Here is a 17,415-nt window from a genome sequence, read left to right on the forward strand (position 1 = left end):
CACCGGCTGGACCACGATAAGCAGGAGAACCGCCATGCCGGCAATCGTCCTGATCGGCGCCCAATGGGGCGACGAGGGCAAGGGCAAGGCCACCGATCTACTCGGTGGCCGGGTGCAGTGGGTGGTGCGGTATCAGGGTGGCAACAACGCCGGCCACACCGTCGTCCTGCCGAGCGGCGAATTGTTCGCGCTGCACCTGATTCCGTCGGGCATCCTGACGCCCGGTGTGACGAACGTGATCGGCAACGGCGTCGTCGTCGATCCCGGCGTGCTGCTCACCGAACTGGCCGGGCTCGCCGAGCGCGGCGTCGACACGTCGCGGCTGCTGATCTCCGCCGACGCGCACCTGCTGATGCCGTACCACGTGGCGATCGACAAGGTCGTCGAGCGCTACGCCGGCAGCAAGAAGATCGGCACCACCGGCCGCGGCATCGGTCCGTGTTACCAAGACAAGATCGCCCGCATCGGCATCCGGGTGTCCGACGTCCTCGACCCGGCCCTGCTGGCCCAAAAGATCGAGGCCGCACTGGAATTCAAGAATCAGGTGCTGGTCAAGATCTACAACCGCAGGGCGCTGGACCCTGCCCAGATCGTCGACACGCTGCTCGAACAGGCCGACGGGTTCGCGCAGCGCATCGCCGACACCAGGCTGCTGCTCAACACCGCGCTCGACCGCGGGGAAACCGTGCTGCTGGAGGGTTCGCAGGGCACGCTGCTCGACGTCGACCACGGCACATATCCGTATGTGACGTCGTCGAATCCGACCGCGGGCGGCGCGGCCGTCGGATCCGGCATCGGCCCGACACGGATCGGCACCGTGCTCGGCATCCTGAAGGCCTACACCACCCGGGTGGGTTCCGGCCCGTTCCCCACCGAGTTGTTCGACGAGTTCGGCGAGTATCTGACCAAGACCGGCGGCGAGTTCGGCGTCACCACCGGGCGGCGTCGCCGCTGCGGCTGGTTCGACGCGGTGATCGCCCGCTACGCCACCCGGGTCAACGGCATCACCGACTACTTCCTGACCAAGCTCGACGTGCTGTCCAGCCTGGAAACCGTGCCGGTGTGCGTCGGCTACACCGTCGGCGGCAAGCGCGTCGACGAGATGCCGATGACCCAGAGCGACGTCGCCCGGGCCGAGCCGATATACGAGGAGTTGCCGGGCTGGTGGGAGGACATCTCGGCGGCCCGCCAGTTCGACGACCTGCCGGCCAAGGCCCGCGACTACGTGCTGCGGCTGGAAGAGCTTGCCGGCGCCCACGTTTCGTGCATCGGCGTCGGCCCCGGGCGTGACCAGACCATCGTGCGCCGCGACATCCTGGCGGCCCGCCCGTGACCGACAATTCGCCCGAGTCCCAAGATCCCGACTACCGCAGGCACGGCGGCTTCCCCGATTACGACGTCGCCGAGCCGCCACCGGGCTTCATCCGGTTCGTCGCCGCGATGCGGCGCCTCCAGGACTTGGCGGTGTCGGCGGCCCCCGGCGACCAGGTGTGGGACGACGCCGCGCAGCGTGCCGAGGATCTCGCCGAGATGCTCGACCCGCACGAGGCGGCCGAGGGGGTCGCTCCGGCCGGCCGCGCCCCCAACATGCCGGGCATGGGCAGCCTGCTCATCCCGCCGTGGACGCTGACCGAATTCCGGCCCGACGGTGTCGCGATGAAGGGCCACTTCAGCCGCTATCACGTGGGCGGCAACTACGCCGTACACGGCGGCGTCCTGCCGCTGCTGTTCGACCACGTCTTCGGAATGGTCGTGCACGCCGCCGGGCGGCCGATCAGCCGCACCGCCTTCCTGCATGTCGACTACCGCAACGTGACCCCGATCAACGAGCCGCTGAGCATCCGCGGCAGAGTGGATTCCGCCGAAGGCCGCAAGGTGTTCGTCTCCGCCGAACTCACCGACGGCCAGGGCATGGTGCTCGCCGAGGCGCATGGTCTGATGGTGCGTCTGCTGCCCGGCCAGCCGTAAGGCATGCCCCGACACTCCAACGACACGCCTACCTAATCGCGGTTGAGCGTGGCCTCCTCGAGGTCCAGCCCGTGCAGCACCGAACGCAGCACCTCGTCGTCGATGCGTCCGCCGTCACGCTCGGCGATGAAGGTCTCCCGTTCGGCGGCAAGCATTTCCAGCCGCAGCCGTTTGAACGCCGACGCCGGGCTCTCGCCGATGTCGGCGTCGTCGCGGCCGAGCCGTTCCCACCCGGAGTTGCGCCTGCGCGTGTTCCAGCCGCGAAGTATGTCGGCGGCTCGCTCGTGCACGTCGGTGTGGCCCTCCTCGAGCAGCTCGTCGAGCCGTTCGGCGGCCGCGCGGGCAGCCTTGTCCTGCGCGGCGGCCTGCGCGATCGCGTCGGTGCGGGCATCGTCGCCCCGCACGCCCAGGATCCGGATCAGCCACGGCAGCGTCAGCCCGTGCAGCAGCAGGGTGCCCACCACGACGACGAATGTCAGGAATTCGATGTGCACCCGACCCGGGAAGGCCGCGCCGGAAAGCGTCGTCATCGGCACGCCGAAGGCGGCGGCCAGCGACACCACGCCGCGCATCCCCGCCCACGCCACAATGAACACCTGCGACGGCGTCGGCTTGGCTTCGCGTTGCCGGACGCCGGCGAACAGCATCCGCGGCAGGTACGCGGAGGCATACACCCAGACGATGCGCACCACGATCACCGTCGCGAACACCGCCAGCGACGAGAAGATCAGCACCGGTGCCGACACGCCGCGCAGGTCGGCGACGATCCTCGGCAGCTGCAGGCCGATCAGCAGGAACGCCAGCGATTCCAGGATCAGTTGCAGGGCCCTCCACACCGCCAGCTCCTGCAGTCGGGTGGCGTAGCTGGCCCGCGGCGAGCGCTGCCCGAGGATCAGCGCCGCCACCACGACGGCGATCACTCCCGACCCGTGGATCTCCTCGGCCACCAGGTACGTGACGAACGGCGCGACCAACCCGATCGCACTCTCCACCAACGCGTCGTTCAGCCGCGACCTGATGAAGTCGACCGCCGCGCCGAACCCGCAGCCCACCGCGACGCCGCCGACCGCGGCCAGCATGAACGTCACCACACCATGGCCCCAGCCCTGAGCAGTGCCGATCGCCGCCGCCAGCGACACCTTGTACGCGGTCAGGGCGGTCGCATCGTTGAGCAGGCTCTCCCCGCCGAGCAGTGTCATGATCCGGCGCGGCAAACCGAGCCTGCGCCCGATCGCGGTGGCCGACACCGCGTCCGGCGGCGCGACGATCGCGCCGAGGGTCAGCGCCGCGGCCAGGGTCAGCTCCGGCACGGTCTTGTACGCCACCCAGCCCACCGCGAACGTGGTGGCCAGCGGCAGCCCGACCGCCAGCAGCGCGATCGGCCGAAAGTTCTTGCGCAACGCCAGGTATGAGCTTTGCCAGCCGGCCGACCACAGCAGCGGGGGCACGATGACGAACATCACCAGCCGCGGGCTGAGCTGCACCTCGGGAACGCCGGGAATCAGCCCGGCGACCAGTCCGGTCAGCACAAGCATCAGCGGCGACGACAGGTTGAAACGGCGGGCCAGGCCCGAGAGCAACACCCCGGCCGCCAGCACCGCCAACAGTGAGGCATCCACGTCGCGAAACCACCTCCCACCTATCCTTGAGCAACATGAAGAATTCCACGCGCAGGTGCCGGCGGTGGTGAGACGTCTGGCCCCGGGGCAGTGCCAGGAGTGCGCGCAACTTGGGCGAATCGAATTGGGCGCACCTGCGGATGTGCATAACCTGTGGGCATGTCGGCTGCTGCGAGTCCAGCCCGCATCAGCATGCGACCGGGCACTTCGGGCGGACCAATCACCCGGTGATGCGGTCGCATGAGCCGGGGGAGAGCTGGCGGTGGTGCTACGTGGACGATGTCGTCGGGCTATCGAAAGGCTGATTGGTGACCGAAGAAACGCACGCACCCGAGACTCCCGCCGGTGTTGTGCGCTCGCCATCAGACCAACAGCCGTCAGACCAACAGCCGTCAGACCAACCGCCACCAGACCAACCACCGCCCGCACCTGAAACCAGCGGCGCGGTGACCGTGATGCTGCTCGGCGCCGGTGAGCTGGGCCGCGAACTGGTCACCGCGTTTCAGCGGCTCGGAGCGTTGGTGATCGCGGTCGACCGGCACGCCGAGGCGCCCGCGCTGCGCACCGCCGACCAGTCGGTGGTGGCGAAGGTGACCGACCCCGAGGAGCTGGCCGCGCTGATCGGGCGCGTGCAGCCGGAGTACGTGGTGACCGAATCCGACGCGGTGGCCGTCGACGCGCTGACCGCGGCCGCCGACGGCGGCTTCGCCGACGTCGTGCCGACCGCGCGCAGCACCAGGCTCAGCCTCGACCGCGAGGGCCTGCGGCGACTGGCCAGCGACGAGCTTGGGCTGCCCACGGCGCCGTTCTGGTTCGCCGGGTCGGTGTCGGAGCTCGAGGCGGTGGCCCAGCACGCCGGCTACCCGCTGGTGGTCAAACCGGTGGCGGCGGCGCCCGGCCAGGGCGAGTCGGTGCTGCTGCGTCCCGACGACATCGCGCCCGCGTGGGAGAGCGCGGTGGCGGCCGGCCGGGTTTCGCAGGCCAGGGTGATCGCGGAGACAATGGTCGAGATCGACTACGAGGTCACCATGCTCACCGTGCGCAGCGCCGGTCCCGGCGGCGGCGCCGTGCACTTCTGCGAACCGATCGGGCATCGCCAGCTCGACGGCGACGTCCTCGAGTCGTGGCAGCCGCAGGTAATGAGCCCGGCCGCGCTGGACGCCGCAAAGTCGATCGCCGCCCGCGTCATCACCGCGCTCGGCGGCCGCGGCATCTACGGCGTCGAGCTGCTGGTGCGCGGTGACGAGGTGTACTTCGCCGACGTCAGCGCCCGCCCGTACGACAGCGGCCTCGTCACGCTGCGCTCACAGCGGCTGTCCGAGTTCGAACTGCACGCCCGGGCCATCCTCGGGTTGCCGGTCGACACCATCATGGTCTCACCGGCCGCCGTCCAGGTCTTCTACGCCGGCACCGAATCGGTTGACACCCCCGATGACCGGCAGACCGAGCGGGCGACCCAGGCGCTGTCTGACGCACTGGCGGTGCCGGAGAGCGACGTGCGGGTGTTCACTTCTCCGCAGAGCTACCCGCGACACCGGCTCGGGGTCGCGCTGGCCACCGCGGCCGACGTGCCGACGGCGCGCGAACGGGTCCGCGAGGTCGGCGCCGCGCTGCGCAAGCTCTGGTAGCCGTCCAGCCGCGCCCGCGGCCGCCACCGATAGACTCGTCGCCGTGAGCTACGCAGGTGACATCACGCCCGAAGAGGCATGGAAACTGCTGAGCGACAACCCCGACGCGGTGCTGGTGGACTGCCGGACCGACGCGGAATGGCGGTTCGTCGGCGTACCGGACATCTCGGAATTGGGTCGCGACGTGGTGTACGTGCAGTGGTCGGGCGTGGACGGCAAACGCAACACGAAGTTCGTCGACGAACTGATCGGTGCCGGCGTCGAACCCGGGGACCGGCCCGTGGTTTTCCTGTGTCGCTCCGGCAACCGGTCGATCGCCGCCGCTGAGGCCGCCACCGGGGCCGGAATTGCGCCGTCGTACAACGTCTTGGACGGATTCGAGGGCCACCTCGACGAGCAGGGGCACCGCGGCGGCAGCGGGTGGCGGGCGGTGGGCCTGCCCTGGAAACAGTCATGAGCATCCGCGATCCGGCCGAACTGCCCGACGGCGTCAGCCAGGCCACGCTCGGAGTGCGCGGCGGGCTGCTGCGCTCGGGCTTCGAGGAAACCGCCGAGGCGATGTATCTGACGTCGGGCTACGTCTACCAGACCGCGGCCGACGCCGAGAAGGCGTTTACCGGTGAGATCGAGCGTTACGTCTACTCGCGCTACGGCAACCCGACCATCTCGATGTTCGAGGAGCGGCTGCGCTTGATCGAAGGCGCGCCCGCGGCGTTCGCGACGGCCACCGGCATGGCCGCGGTGTTCACGTCGCTGGGCGCCTTACTGGCCGCGGGCGACCGGCTGGTCGCCGCGCGCAGCCTGTTCGGCTCATGCTTTGTGGTGTGCAACGAGATCCTGCCGCGGTGGGGCATCGAGACCGTGTTTGTCGACGGCGACGATCTGTCGCAGTGGGAGCAGGCGCTGTCGGTGCCGACTCAGGCGGTGTTCTTTGAGACACCGTCGAACCCGATGCAGTCGCTCGTCGACATCGCCGCGGTCTGCGAAATGGCGCACGCCGCCGGGGCAAAGGTCGTGCTGGACAACGTCTTTGCCACGCCGCTGCTGCAGCAGGGTTTCCCGCTGGGCGTCGATGTCGTGGTGTATTCCGGCACCAAGCACATCGACGGCCAGGGCCGCGTGTTGGGCGGGGCGATCCTCGGCGACAAGACCTACATCGACGAGCCGGTGCAGAAACTGATGCGCCACACCGGACCGGCGCTCAGCCCGTTCAACGCATGGGTGCTGCTGAAGGGGCTGGAGACGATGGCGGTACGGGTGCAGCACGGCACCGATTCGGCGTTGCGCATCGCGCAGTTCCTGGAGAACCACCCCGCGGTGCGATGGGTGCGCTACCCGTTCTTGGAGTCGCACCCGCAGTACGACCTGGCGAAGCGGCAGATGACCGGCGGCGGCACCGTCGTCACCTTCGAACTCGACGCCCCCGAGGAGCGCGGCAAGCAGCGCGCGTTCGCGGTACTGGACAAGCTTCGGATCATCGACATCTCAAACAATCTCGGCGACGCGAAGTCACTGATCACCCATCCGGCCACCACCACCCACCGCGCGATGGGTCCGGAGGGACGCGCCGCGATCGGCCTTGGCGACGGGGTGGTGCGGATCTCGGTCGGATTGGAGGGCACCGACGACCTGATCGCCGACCTGGACCGCGCGCTGAGCGGCTAACGGCCGCGCGTCAATATCGACGTTGGAAACACGTCTCTTTGCTGGAAAATGTCGATTTCGGTAATTAGGCGGTGAAATCGTCCGTCGGCCAGAGTTTGCGGTCTATAGTCGCCCCGTGACCAGCGGCGATCCGCTGACCGGGCGGGACAACGAACTGGCTGTCATTCGTCGGGCATTGCGCGGAGTGGGCAATTACTCCGGTGTGGTAATCGCCGGGGCGGCGGGCGTGGGCAAGACCCGGCTCGCCCGGGAGGTGCTGACCCAGGCCGCCGTCGCCGGCGAGCGCACCGATTGGATTGTCGGCACCGAATCGGCACGGCCGCTGCCGCTCGGCGCGTTCACCTCCTCGATGGGCGAGGCGATGACCGACCCGTGGCCGAGCGTGCGCCGGGTGATCAATTCGTTCGCCGCGCCGAACAACCGGAGCAAGGCGCTCGTCGGCGTCGACGACGCCCACCTGCTTGACGGGTTGTCCGCCCACGTCGTGCACCAACTGGCGCAGTCCAAACAGGTACGGCTGGTCGTCACGCTGCGGACCGGTGGGGAAGAGCCCGACGCCGTCACCGCGCTGTGGAAGGACGGCCTACTCACCCGGCTGGATCTCGACCCGCTGTCGCCGTCGGCGACCTGCAGCCTCATCGAGGAGACCCTGGGCGGACCGGTGGATGCCCGCAGCGCGCGCCGGTTCTGGAAACTGACCGGGGGAAACGCCTTCTTCCTGCGACAACTGCTCAAGGATCAGGTTGCGGCGGGTCTGATTCACCAGGTCGCCGGCGTGTGGATGTGGGACGGCGACGTCGCGGTGTCGGCCAGTATTGGCGACATCGTCGGGCGGCAACTCGGCCGGCTGTCACCGGAACTGGCCCTGGTCATCGACACCTTGTCGCAGTGCGAGCCGCTCGACGTGGACGTGTTGTGCGATGTAGTGCGCCGCCGCGACCTCGAAGTCGCCGAACGCATGCATCTCGTGACCGTGGAGCGCGCCGGCGGCACACTGATGGCCCGGCTCGCGCACCCGATGTTCGGCGAACTGCGGCGCGCCACCGCCGGCGAAATGTATTTGTCCACCATCCGGGGCAAGCTCGCGACGCGGCTGGCCAAAGAGCCCGATCCCGACATGAACGCGACGGTGCGCCGGGCCCTACTCACCCTCGACTCTGACCTGGAAGCCGATCCGGAACTGTTCCTCGACTCGGCTCGCTACGCGATGACGCTGCTCGACCTCGACCTCGCCGACAGGTTGGCGACGGCCGCCGCCGACGCCGGCCTCAGCGAGGCCAAGACGGTGCTCGCGAAGAACATGATGTTGCTCGGTCGCGGAGACAAGGCGGAGGAGTACCTGCGCGAGATCAGCGAGACCGCCAACGGAAACCGGCACCTGTGGTGCACCGTCCGCGCCGCGAACCTGATCTGGATGCTCGGTCGGCCGAAGGCCGCCGCCGAGATCCTCGACGGCCTCGTCGCCACCACCGAATCCCAGTCCGAGGTCGCGGCCCGCCTGGCGATCGAGGCATGCGTCGACGCGGTGTCGGCGCGCTGTGAACCCGCCGCCGAGAAGGCGACGTTTGCGTTGCGCTCCGGCACGTTGTCGGAATTCCACGCGATGATGGCGTCCGTCGCGCTCGTCATGGCGCTTGGTGCGCTGGGTCGCGGCGAGGAGTTGCCCGACGTGACCGCCCGGGCGTTCGGGCGCGCCGCGAAGTCGTACGAGACCTCTCACATGCGGTTTTGGTTCGGCGGTGTGCACGCGCGGGCATGCCGGCTGACCGGCCGGATTTCGGACTGCGTGGCGTCGGCCAAGCAGATGGCCGAAGCCACGACCGACATTCCCGGTCTCGCGTACGCCAACCTCGCGTATCTGACCGGCCACGCGGACCTGGTGCGGGGCGACCTGCGCGCCGCGGTGAAGGTGCTGCACGAGGCCCTTGCCGGCGTCCAAAAACACGCCGTTTCAACGGGTCTGCGTCCGGCATCCTGTTTCGCGCTGGCCGAGGCACACGCGAAACTGGGCGAGCCGACGGCGGCGGCGGAGGCGCTCGCCGAAGCTCGGCGCAGCGTTCCGCCCGACTTTCTGTTCATGCACACCACGTTGTCGGTGGCGACCGGATGGACTCAGGCGGCCAACGGCGAACTGAGCCGCGCCATCGCGACCGTGCGCGCGGCCGCCGACATCGCCCGCAAACGCAACCAGCCCACCCACGAGCTCGCCTGCCTGCAGGTAGCCATCCAGTGGGGTGACGCCTCGGTGGCGCCGCGCGCCCGTGACCTCGCGAATACGCTGTCGCTGACGATCGCCGATGTCATTGCCGGCTATGGCGAATCGCTGTCGGCCGATAACGGCGAGGGACTGCTGGCGGCGTCGGAGGCCTACCGGTCCATCGGTGATCGGTGCACCGCCGCGGATGCCGCGGCCCAGGCCGCCGTCGCGTTCGCCGGCACGCAGCAACGCAAGCGCGCCCTGTACGCGGGCACCATCGCCACGCAGCTGGCCGACGAATGCGGTGGACTGTGCACGCCCGCGCTGCGCAGCCCGGTGACGCCGTTCCCGCTCACCGGACGTCAGCGTGAGGTAGCCGAACTCGTGGCGGTCGGCCTGTCCAACCGCGAAATCGCCGAGCGCTTGGTGACGTCGGTGCGCACCGTGGAAGGCCATTTGTACCGGGCCTGCCAGCGCGTCGGAGCCAAGTCGCGGGAGGACCTCGCCAGGCTCATGCGGGCCGGCACCGTCGCCCTGCGCTGAAGTTTCACCAACCGGGTTCGTCAGCCCTTTTCGTCGGTCACGCCCGTACTGTGCTGCGCGCGATCCTCGTATCCGCGGCGGACCCCGGTGTCGAACTCCATGAACACCCGGTCGTTGCCCAGCTTCCTGTTCAGCCACCGCCGGCCCCGCGGTGAGAGCATCTGCGTCAGCGCCCCGACGTAGCGAAGCGGACGGGGTACCGACACCATCGTCGTCGGCTTGTCGAGCACCTTGACCACCGCGGCGGCGACATCTGCGGGCTGGATGGGTTTGTGCGCCCCGGTGGCATCGGTGCCCGCGATCAGCTCGGTATTGGTGAATGTCGGCAACACGGCGCTCACCTCCACGCCGTGCGGCTTGAACTCGTCGGCAATCGCCGTGGTCAGCCCGACGACCGCGAACTTGGTGGCCGCGTACACCGCCTGCCCGGGCACACCGACCATGCCGGCCATCGACGCGATGTTGACGATGTGGCCGCCGCGGCGCGCGACCAGCTCCGGCAGGATCAGCCGGCAGCCGTTGAGCACGCCGTAGAAATTGACCTCAACGGCCGTCCTGATCGCTTGGTCGGACTGGTCCAGCAGCGGGCCGATCGGCATCACCCCGGCGTTGTTGATCAACACGTCGATCCGGCCACCGCCCTCGCTGCGCGCCTTGTCGAGAAACCGCGCGAACGATTCCTTGTCGGTCACGTCGAGCGGATGACCCGATGCCGGGCCGAACCCGGACAGCGCCGCGACCGCGGCCTCCAGCGCGTTGACATCCCGGTCGCCGATCACCACTCGCGCGCCCCGCGCCAGAAGCGCCCGGGCGATGGCATTGCCGATGCCCCTGGCCGCGCCGGTGATCGCGACCGTCTTGCCACGGATGTTGTCCACGACGCCGGACTTTACGCCTGTCAGATTGGGCCCGGGCGGGCGCCGCGACGAGGACGGCGAACATGACCCGAGCAGGGCAAAGTTTTGCTCACGACGAGCACAACACGGGCGCGGAATGCAACACGACGCGCTGCGTGTTGACTGGAGTTGACCCCGGATGACCGAAGGTGAGTCGATGCCCGTTCCCGCCGTGCACCAGCTGCGGTTCGTGGCGGTCACCCAAGATGACCCGCTGGCCGCTCCGCTGCTGGCCGAGCTGGCCATCGAATACGCCGTCCGGTACGGCGCCGCCGTCGACCGGGTCTTGACCTGGCTGCGGGATTATCCGGCCGACGAATTCGCCGCGCCGGGCGGCGCCTTGCTGATTGGCCTGCTCAACGGTGAACCGGTCACCGGCGGCGCGTTCCGCCGCTTCGACAACGAGACCGCCGAGCTGAAGCGAATATGGACGGCCGGCGACCAGCGCCGCCGCGGTCACGCCAAAGCATTGCTGAACGAGTTGCAGACCATGATCGCGGCACGTGGCTACCGTCGGATCTACCTGTCTACCGGTGACCGCCAGCCGGAGGCCGAGGCACTTTACCTGTCGCTCGGCTATGTCCGGCTCGACGAACCGCTGCCGGCCGACGGGGAGGTCTTCCCGGTGGCGTTTCTCAAGGAGCTGCCGTGACGGACATCGGGTTGGCCGTCGCGCTCGACGGCTACGGCTGGCATCCCCACGCATGGCGATATGCGTTGGCGCACAAAAGTTCTGGTCCGTTGACGGGCCGGTACTGGACCGCGCTGGCGGGCACCGCCGAGCGCGGGCTGCTGGACTTCATCACGATCGACGACACGCTCGACGCGCAGCCGGGGCGTCGCGCCGAAATCGATCCGCGCCGGCTGGCCGGACGCGCCGACGCGGTGTTGGTCGCTGCCCGCGTCGCCCCTGTCACCGAGCACATCGGCTTGGTGCCCGTCGCGACCGTCACCCACACGGAGCCGTTCCATGTTTCGAAATCGATTGCGACGCTCGACTACGTCTCCCACGGCCGGGCGGGCTGGCAGGTGAGGGTCAGCCCCACCGCGCATGAGGCGGCGTTGTTCGGCCGCCGCGACGGTTCAGCCGCCGACGACCTGTTCGACGAGGCGGCCGATGCCGTCGAGGTTGCCCGCAGGTTGTGGGACAGCTGGGAGGACGACGCGGTGATCCGTGACATTCCAACCGGACGCTTCATCGACCGCGACAAGCTGCACTACATCGACTTTGTCGGTGAGCACTTCTCGGTGAAGGGACCCTCGATCACGCCGCGTCCGCCCCAAGGGCAGCCGGTGGTGGCGGCGCTCGCCCACGCGCCGCGCATCTACCGGTTCGCCGCGACCAGCGCCGACGTCGTGTTCATCACCCCGCACGACGAAGACTCGTTGCGCACGATACTTTCCGAGCTCGCCGACGCGCAGCAGGCCACGGGCCGGCAGCTGAAGGTGTACGCCGATCTGGTGGTGTCGTTGGCGCCCGACCCGCTGACACCGGGCGTGTCGGTCAAGTCCGATGCCCACGTCTTCGCCGGTGACACAACGGAACTGGTTGACATCGTGCTGTCCTGGCACGACCTCGGCGTCGACGGCGTGCGGCTGCGTCCGGCGGTCAACGCGCTGGACCTGCCGACCATCGTCGATGACCTCGTGCCCCGGCTGCAACGGGCCGGGCGGTTCCGCACCGCGTACCGTGACGGCGAAACCCTGCGCGAGCGACTTGGATTAGCGCAGGCGCCCAACCGCTATGCGACGGCGGCCCCGTCATGACCGTGCCGTTGTCGGTTCTCGATCTGGCGCCGATCAGCGCGGGCAGCGATGCGGCGACCGCGTTGCGCAACACCATCGACCTCGCCCAGCACGCCGAGATGTGGGGCTACAAACGCTATTGGATCGCCGAACACCACTTCGTGGCGGTGGCCAGTTCGTCGCCGGCGGTGTTGATCGGCCAGATCGCCGCGGCGACAAGTCGCATCCGGGTCGGAGCGGCCGCGGTTCAGCTGGGGCACACCACGGCGCTCGCAGCCGTCGAGAGCTTCGGCATGCTCGACGCGTTCTACCCCGGCCGCATCGACCTCGGCCTCGGCCGCTCGGGCAAGCGTCGCTCGGAGGCGGCCAAGGCGCGCCGGGAGAAGCCGCCGCCGCCGCCGTGGCGCGAGGTCGACGGGCTGGTGATCCCGACGCCGTTCGACCTGTCGGCGTGGGTGCACTATGAACGACTGCGCGCCGAGCAATCGGTGCTGCAGCAGCCCCAGGCGGTCTCACCTGATTTCGCCGATCAGGTCGCCGACATCGAGGCCCTTCTCGACGGCACCTTCCGCGTCGACGGCCACCACGTTTGCGCGGTTCCGGGCCGGGGCGCCGCGCTGACGCCGTGGCTCTTCGGCAGCAGCAAGGGCCAGAGCGCGCGGGTGGCCGGCGCACGCGGACTGCCGTTCGTCGCGAGCTACCACATCACGCCGGGGACGGCGCTGGACGCGGTCGCGGCCTACCGCGAAGCGTTCACTCCGTCGGCCCATCTTCGCGAGCCGTACGTGGTGGTATCCGCCGACGTCGTTGTCGCCGACGACTCGACCACCGCACGCCATCTCGCCTCCACGTACGGGCAGTGGGTGTACTCGATCCGAAGTGGCCAAGGCGCGATTCCCTACCCGGACCCGGACCACAGCGCACCGCTCACCGACGAGCAGAGCGAGCTGGTAAAGGACCGCACCGCAACACAATTCGTCGGCGATCCGGACGAGGTGGCCGAACGGATGGAGACGCTGTGCCGCGTCACCGACGCCGATGAGCTCGTCATCACCTCAGTCACCCACCGCCACGCCGACCGGCTGCGGTCACATGAACTGATCGCCAAACGCTGGGGGTTGACCGGATGACCGGCGGGCGAGAGCGCAGCGACCCCGGGAATGTTGCCGTCCGGGAGGGCAAGTACCGCAAGCAGATCCATCTGGGCGCCCATTTCCCTGGCGTCAACAACACCACTGTGTGGTCGGATCCGGCCTCCGGCAGCCAGATCGAGTTCAGCTCGTTCGCGCACCTGGCCCGCACCGCCGAGCGAGGGATCTTCGACTTCTTCTTCCTCGCCGAGGGCCTGCGGCTGCGTGAGCACCGCGGCAAGATCCACGATCTCGACGTCGTCGGCAGGCCCGACACGTTCACCGTGTTGGCCGCACTGGCCGCGGTAACCGACCGGCTCGGGCTGGCCGGCACGATCAACACCACCTTCAACGAACCATACGAGGTGGCAAGGCAATTCGCCAGCCTGGATCACTTGTCCGACGGCCGCGCTGCGTGGAACATGGTCACCTCGTCCGACGCGTTCACCGGTGAGAACTTCCGCCGCGGCGGCTTCCTGGACCACGCCGACCGGTACCGGCGCGCCGAGGAATTCATCACCGTCGCACGGCAATTCTGGGACAGCTGGTCGCCCGACGCGGTGGTCGCCGACGTCAACGGCGGAATCTACGTGGACCCCAGCCGCATTCACACGGTCGAGCACCACGGCCCGCAGTTCGATGTCCGGGGTGTCGCGTCGTTGCCCGCCGGCCCGCAGGGCCACCCGATCCTGCTGCAGGCGGGCGATTCCACCGACGGGCGCGATTTCGGCGCCAAGCATGCCGATGCGCTGTTCACGCTGCACGGCTCGCTGGAGGCCGGTCGGCGTTACTACGCCGACGTGAAGGGACGCGCGGCGGCGTACGGGCGAGACCCCGAGGCGCTCAAGGTGTTTCCCGGCGCTACGTTTGCGCTCGGTGACACGTCAGAAGACGCCCGCGACAACGCCCGGCGCATCCGCGAGCAACAGGTCAGCGGACCGACCGCGATCGCATTCCTCGAACAGGTGTGGGGGCGCGACCTGTCCGGCTATGACCCCGACGGGCCGCTGCCGGACATCGAACCCGTCGAAAATCCCGACATCACCCGAGGCCGCGTGCGGCACGGCGATCCGAGGGCCGTCGCGCAGAGTTGGCGCGCCCGCGCGGAAGCCGGAAATCTCTCGATCCGCGAGACCATCATCGAGGTGACGTCGCGCCAGCAATTCGTCGGCACCCCCGCTCAGGTCGCCGACGAGATCGACCGGTATGTGCAGTCCGATGCGTGCGACGGGTTCATCTTGGTTCCGCACCTGACCCCGCACGGCCTCGATGAGTTTGTCGACAAGGTGGTGCCGCTGCTGCAGGAACGCGGCACGTTCCGCACCGGGTATGAGGGAAAAACGCTGCGGGAACACCTCGGTCTGGTACCGACGAGACTCGAGGCCACCGGATAAATAGCAGCCGATCGTGTGCCGCTTAGCCCGGCATCGCCGCAACGATCTGGTCGAACGTCAGCGGCAGGGATCGCACGCGGACGCCGAGTGCATCGCACACCGCGTTGGCGATCGCCGCGGCGGTGGGTCCCTGCGCGCATTCGCCCACGCCCAGCGGTGGATTGCCGCTGCCGGGGAGCAGCTCGACGTCCACGGCCGGCACCTCCGAGAAGCGAAGGATGGGATACGACTCCCACGTGTCGCTGGTGACCGTGAAACGGTCGAAGCGCACGCGTTCCTTGAGCGCCCAACTGGTCGACTGGATCGCGCCACCCTCGATTTGGTTGATCACGCCGTCGGGGCTGATGACAAGACCCGCGTCCACCGCGATCGTCAATCGGCGGACGCGCACCTCGCTGACGGCCTCGACCTCGGCGACCACGGCGCAGTAGGCGCTGCTGTTTTTGTAACGGGCGTATCCGATGCCGTGACCATGCCCGTCCGACGGCGTCCACCGTGTCCAATTCGCGTTTCGCGCCGCGGCGGCCAGCACGGCTCGGCCCCGCGGGTCTGACAGCTGCGCGAGGCGGTAGTCGAGCGGATCGCGGCCCGCCGCGGCGGCGAGCTCGTCCATGAAGGACTCCGCCGCGAAGACGTTTCCAAACGCGCCGAGCGAGCGCAGCGCCGACGTGCGCAGCGGCATCGCGGTCACCAGGTGGTTGACCACTCGGTATGCCGGAAAGTCGTAGCCGGGAACGGCGTTGCGGCCGGCTCCGCCACCGAACTGCAGCGGCGGCTCCCCGCCGGCGCGGATCTCCTCGCCGCCGCGGCGGTGACTTGCGGCCAGCAGCGCGCTGGTTGGCGTCGTACCGGGCCGGCTCACGAAGCTGCCACTCCAGATCTCATGGCGCCACGACTGCACGGTGCCGTCGTCGGCCAACGCGGCCGACAGCCGCATAACCCCGGCCGGCCCGAACGGCGCCCACCCGAGTTCGTCCTGACGTGACCACACCACTTGGACCGGCCGCCCCGGCGCGGCGAGGGCGAGCAGCGCGGCGTCCATCGCGACGTCGTCGGCGCCGTTGTGGCCGTAGCATCCCGCGCCCTCAACGTGCCGAACCACCACCCGATCCACCGCCACGCCGAGTGCGCGGGCCAGCTCTCGGCGCAATGGATGGATCCCCTGGCTGTGCGACCAGACCTCCAGTCGGCCGTCCGCGGTGGCCAGCGCCGTCGCGCTGGAGGGACCGATCGACCCGTGGGCAAGGTAGGGCCGGTGATACGCCGCGGTGATCGATCGAGCGGTTGACGACGGCGGCCCGTCCGCCCGCTCGGCCAGCACGGTGGTGTCGGCCGGAGCCGAGGTGAGAAACGCCGCCACCGCGTTCTCGTCGGGCAATGTCGCTCGCTGGTCCCAGCTGGCGCCGCGGCGAAGACGATCGGCGGCGTGCAGCGCGACCTCCTCGCGCTCGGCGACCACGCCCAGGAAATCGCCGTCCCGCGCGACCGCGATGACTCCGGGCAGCGCCAGCGTCGGCTCGGTGTCGACGCCGCGCAGCGTCGCGCCACGCGATGGCGGCCGGACAACGCGCCCGTAGGCGAGCTCGGGCATATCGAGGTCGTGGATGTAGTGCGGGCGTCCGGTGAACTTGTCGGGCAGGTCGAGGCGCGGCGCGTTGCTGCCCACGACGCGGTACTCGGATTCGGGTTTTGGCGCGGCATCGCCGGTGGCGGCCCGGTCCAGCAGCGCGTCGTCGGCCAGCTCCCAGTAGCTTGTTGTGGCACCGTCGCGGGCGCTGATTCGGCCGTCGCGGATGGTCAGGTCCTGGGTCGGCACGGCAAGTTTCGCGGCGGCCGCGGCGAGATAGATCTCCCGGGCTTCCGCGCATACTTCGCGCACCGCCGCACCCGAATGCTGAATCGACAGGCTGCCGGCGGTGAATCCCTCGTCGGGGCCGAGGTCGGTAGTCGCAGCGGTGGCCCGCACCCGGCTGGCGTCGACGTCGAGTTCCTCGGCGGCTATCTGTGCCAGCGCGGTGAGCACGCCTTGGCCGAGTTCGACCTTGCCCGACCGGATTTCGATGGTGCCGTCGGGCCCGATCCGAAGCCAATCCCCGAGTCGGGGGTTGGCGGCAAGCGACGGGGGCAGCGCTTCCGTCATGACGCCGCCCGTTTCTCGGCCGCGGCCGCCAGCACGGCGCGCACCATTCGGTTGTGCGCGCCGCAGCGGCACAGGTTGTCGTCGAGCGCGGCGCGGACCTCGGACTCGGACGGGTCGGGATTTTCGTTGAGTAGCGCAGCAGCCGCCACGACGATGCCAGAAATGCAGTAGCCGCACTGGGCCGCCTGACCGGCGACCATCGCCCGGGTGAGTGGGTGCGGTCGCTGGTCGCCGCCGAGACCCTCGACGGTGGTGATGTGTTTATCCCGCACCGACCACAGCGGCGTGTTGCACGAGTAGACGGGACGACCGTCGACCAGCACGAAACAGGCGCCGCACACGCCAAGCCCACAGCCGAACCTGGTGCCCTTGAGGCCCAGGTGGTTCCGCAGTACGTAGAGCAGTGCGGTGTCGTCCTCGGTGCGGACCGTCCGGCGGGTGCCGTTCACCGTCATGGTGTGGACGGCGGGAATCACGTCTTCTGCCATG

Annotated in this window: 14 protein-coding genes and 1 pseudogene; 11 read left to right on the top strand and 4 right to left on the bottom strand. The window is 69.2% G+C overall.

Annotation, left to right across the window (positions count from 1 at the left end; genetic code table 11):
• Nucleotides 1-34 precede the first annotated feature (34 nt).
• Nucleotides 35-1,333 (top strand): adenylosuccinate synthase, encoded by a 1,299-nt coding sequence (locus tag VE759_RS05780; protein WP_324929105.1) that lies wholly within the window; start codon nucleotides 35-37, stop codon nucleotides 1,331-1,333.
• Nucleotides 1,330-1,968 carry a PaaI family thioesterase gene (locus VE759_RS05785; RefSeq protein ID WP_324929108.1) on the top strand — a complete coding sequence of 213 codons (639 nt, stop codon included), beginning with the start codon at nucleotides 1,330-1,332 and terminating at the stop codon, nucleotides 1,966-1,968. Before VE759_RS05780 ends, VE759_RS05785 begins: the two co-directional genes overlap by 4 nt.
• A gap of 32 nt (nucleotides 1,969-2,000) precedes the next feature.
• Here the strand turns inward: VE759_RS05785 and VE759_RS05790 are convergent, their stop codons facing one another.
• Nucleotides 2,001-3,587, bottom strand: a complete 1,587-nt coding sequence (locus VE759_RS05790) for a Na+/H+ antiporter (protein WP_324929110.1) — start codon at nucleotides 3,585-3,587, stop codon at nucleotides 2,001-2,003.
• Nucleotides 3,588-3,609: 22 nt separating this feature from the next.
• On the opposite strand from VE759_RS05790, the pseudogene VE759_RS05795 reads away from it, so the two are divergent.
• The 5 genes and pseudogenes from VE759_RS05795 (at nucleotide 3,610) to VE759_RS05815 (ending at nucleotide 9,620) form a co-directional block, all read left to right on the top strand.
• Nucleotides 3,610-3,892 (top strand): annotated as a pseudogene (locus VE759_RS05795) (UBP-type zinc finger domain-containing protein).
• Between the two features lie 150 nt (nucleotides 3,893-4,042).
• Nucleotides 4,043-5,215, top strand: coding sequence for a formate-dependent phosphoribosylglycinamide formyltransferase (gene purT, locus VE759_RS05800; RefSeq protein ID WP_414687841.1), 1,173 nt, complete (start codon nucleotides 4,043-4,045; stop codon nucleotides 5,213-5,215).
• A gap of 43 nt (nucleotides 5,216-5,258) precedes the next feature.
• Complete coding sequence (locus VE759_RS05805; protein ID WP_324929112.1) at nucleotides 5,259-5,672, top strand: rhodanese-like domain-containing protein; 414 nt, start codon at nucleotides 5,259-5,261, stop codon at nucleotides 5,670-5,672.
• Nucleotides 5,669-6,880: an O-succinylhomoserine sulfhydrylase gene (locus VE759_RS05810; RefSeq protein WP_324929114.1), complete on the top strand. Its 1,212-nt coding sequence runs from the start codon at nucleotides 5,669-5,671 to the stop codon at nucleotides 6,878-6,880. Before VE759_RS05805 ends, VE759_RS05810 begins: the two co-directional genes overlap by 4 nt.
• Nucleotides 6,881-6,995: 115 nt before the next feature.
• Nucleotides 6,996-9,620 (top strand): LuxR C-terminal-related transcriptional regulator, encoded by a 2,625-nt coding sequence (locus VE759_RS05815; RefSeq protein ID WP_324929116.1) that lies wholly within the window; start codon nucleotides 6,996-6,998, stop codon nucleotides 9,618-9,620.
• A gap of 20 nt (nucleotides 9,621-9,640) precedes the next feature.
• Here VE759_RS05815 and VE759_RS05820 read toward each other — a convergent pair whose 3' ends face one another.
• Nucleotides 9,641-10,498, bottom strand: coding sequence for an SDR family oxidoreductase (locus VE759_RS05820; RefSeq protein ID WP_324929118.1), 858 nt, complete (start codon nucleotides 10,496-10,498; stop codon nucleotides 9,641-9,643).
• 175 nt (nucleotides 10,499-10,673) lie between these two features.
• Here VE759_RS05820 and VE759_RS05825 point away from each other — a divergent pair, with 175 nt between their 5' ends.
• The 4 genes from VE759_RS05825 to VE759_RS05840 are packed head-to-tail and all read left to right on the top strand — an operon-like array spanning nucleotide 10,674 to nucleotide 14,786.
• Nucleotides 10,674-11,168 (top strand): GNAT family N-acetyltransferase, encoded by a 495-nt coding sequence (locus VE759_RS05825; RefSeq protein WP_324929120.1) that lies wholly within the window; start codon nucleotides 10,674-10,676, stop codon nucleotides 11,166-11,168.
• A complete protein-coding gene (locus tag VE759_RS05830; protein ID WP_324929122.1) occupies nucleotides 11,165-12,283 on the top strand; it encodes an LLM class flavin-dependent oxidoreductase in 1,119 nt (372 codons plus the stop codon). The genes VE759_RS05825 and VE759_RS05830 overlap by 4 nt, the downstream gene beginning before the upstream one ends.
• Nucleotides 12,280-13,392, top strand: coding sequence for an LLM class flavin-dependent oxidoreductase (locus tag VE759_RS05835; RefSeq protein WP_324929124.1), 1,113 nt, complete (start codon nucleotides 12,280-12,282; stop codon nucleotides 13,390-13,392). Before VE759_RS05830 ends, VE759_RS05835 begins: the two co-directional genes overlap by 4 nt.
• Entirely contained in the window at nucleotides 13,389-14,786 is a 1,398-nt protein-coding gene (locus VE759_RS05840) for an NtaA/DmoA family FMN-dependent monooxygenase (protein ID WP_324929126.1), read from the top strand. Before VE759_RS05835 ends, VE759_RS05840 begins: the two co-directional genes overlap by 4 nt.
• 22 nt (nucleotides 14,787-14,808) lie before the next feature.
• On the opposite strand, the gene VE759_RS05845 is transcribed toward VE759_RS05840, so the two are convergent.
• Complete coding sequence (locus VE759_RS05845; protein ID WP_324929128.1) at nucleotides 14,809-16,926, bottom strand: xanthine dehydrogenase family protein molybdopterin-binding subunit; 2,118 nt, start codon at nucleotides 16,924-16,926, stop codon at nucleotides 14,809-14,811.
• On the bottom strand, nucleotides 16,923-17,414 hold the full coding sequence (locus VE759_RS05850) for a (2Fe-2S)-binding protein (RefSeq protein WP_324929131.1): 492 nt from the start codon (nucleotides 17,412-17,414) through the stop codon (nucleotides 16,923-16,925). The genes VE759_RS05845 and VE759_RS05850 overlap by 4 nt, the downstream gene beginning before the upstream one ends.
• Between the last annotated feature and the right edge of the window lies 1 nt (nucleotide 17,415).

The sequence above is a fragment of the Mycobacterium sp. genome, assembly GCF_035640695.1.
GTDB lineage: Bacteria > Actinomycetota > Actinomycetes > Mycobacteriales > Mycobacteriaceae > Mycobacterium.

Excerpts from the sequence above, each read along its gene's own strand:
- VE759_RS05780 (WP_324929105.1), top strand. The coding sequence starts at position 35 with ATGCCGGCAATCGTCCTGATCGGCGCCCAATGGGGCGACGAGGGCAAG.
- purT (WP_414687841.1), top strand. The coding sequence starts at position 4,043 with ATGCTGCTCGGCGCCGGTGAGCTGGGCCGCGAACTGGTCACCGCGTTT.
- VE759_RS05810 (WP_324929114.1), top strand. The coding sequence starts at position 5,669 with ATGAGCATCCGCGATCCGGCCGAACTGCCCGACGGCGTCAGCCAGGCC.
- VE759_RS05825 (WP_324929120.1), top strand. The coding sequence starts at position 10,674 with ATGCCCGTTCCCGCCGTGCACCAGCTGCGGTTCGTGGCGGTCACCCAA.
- VE759_RS05835 (WP_324929124.1), top strand. The coding sequence starts at position 12,280 with ATGACCGTGCCGTTGTCGGTTCTCGATCTGGCGCCGATCAGCGCGGGC.
- VE759_RS05840 (WP_324929126.1), top strand. The coding sequence starts at position 13,389 with ATGACCGGCGGGCGAGAGCGCAGCGACCCCGGGAATGTTGCCGTCCGG.
- VE759_RS05845 (WP_324929128.1), bottom strand. The coding sequence starts at position 16,926 with ATGACGGAAGCGCTGCCCCCGTCGCTTGCCGCCAACCCCCGACTCGGG.
- VE759_RS05850 (WP_324929131.1), bottom strand. The coding sequence starts at position 17,414 with ATGGCAGAAGACGTGATTCCCGCCGTCCACACCATGACGGTGAACGGC.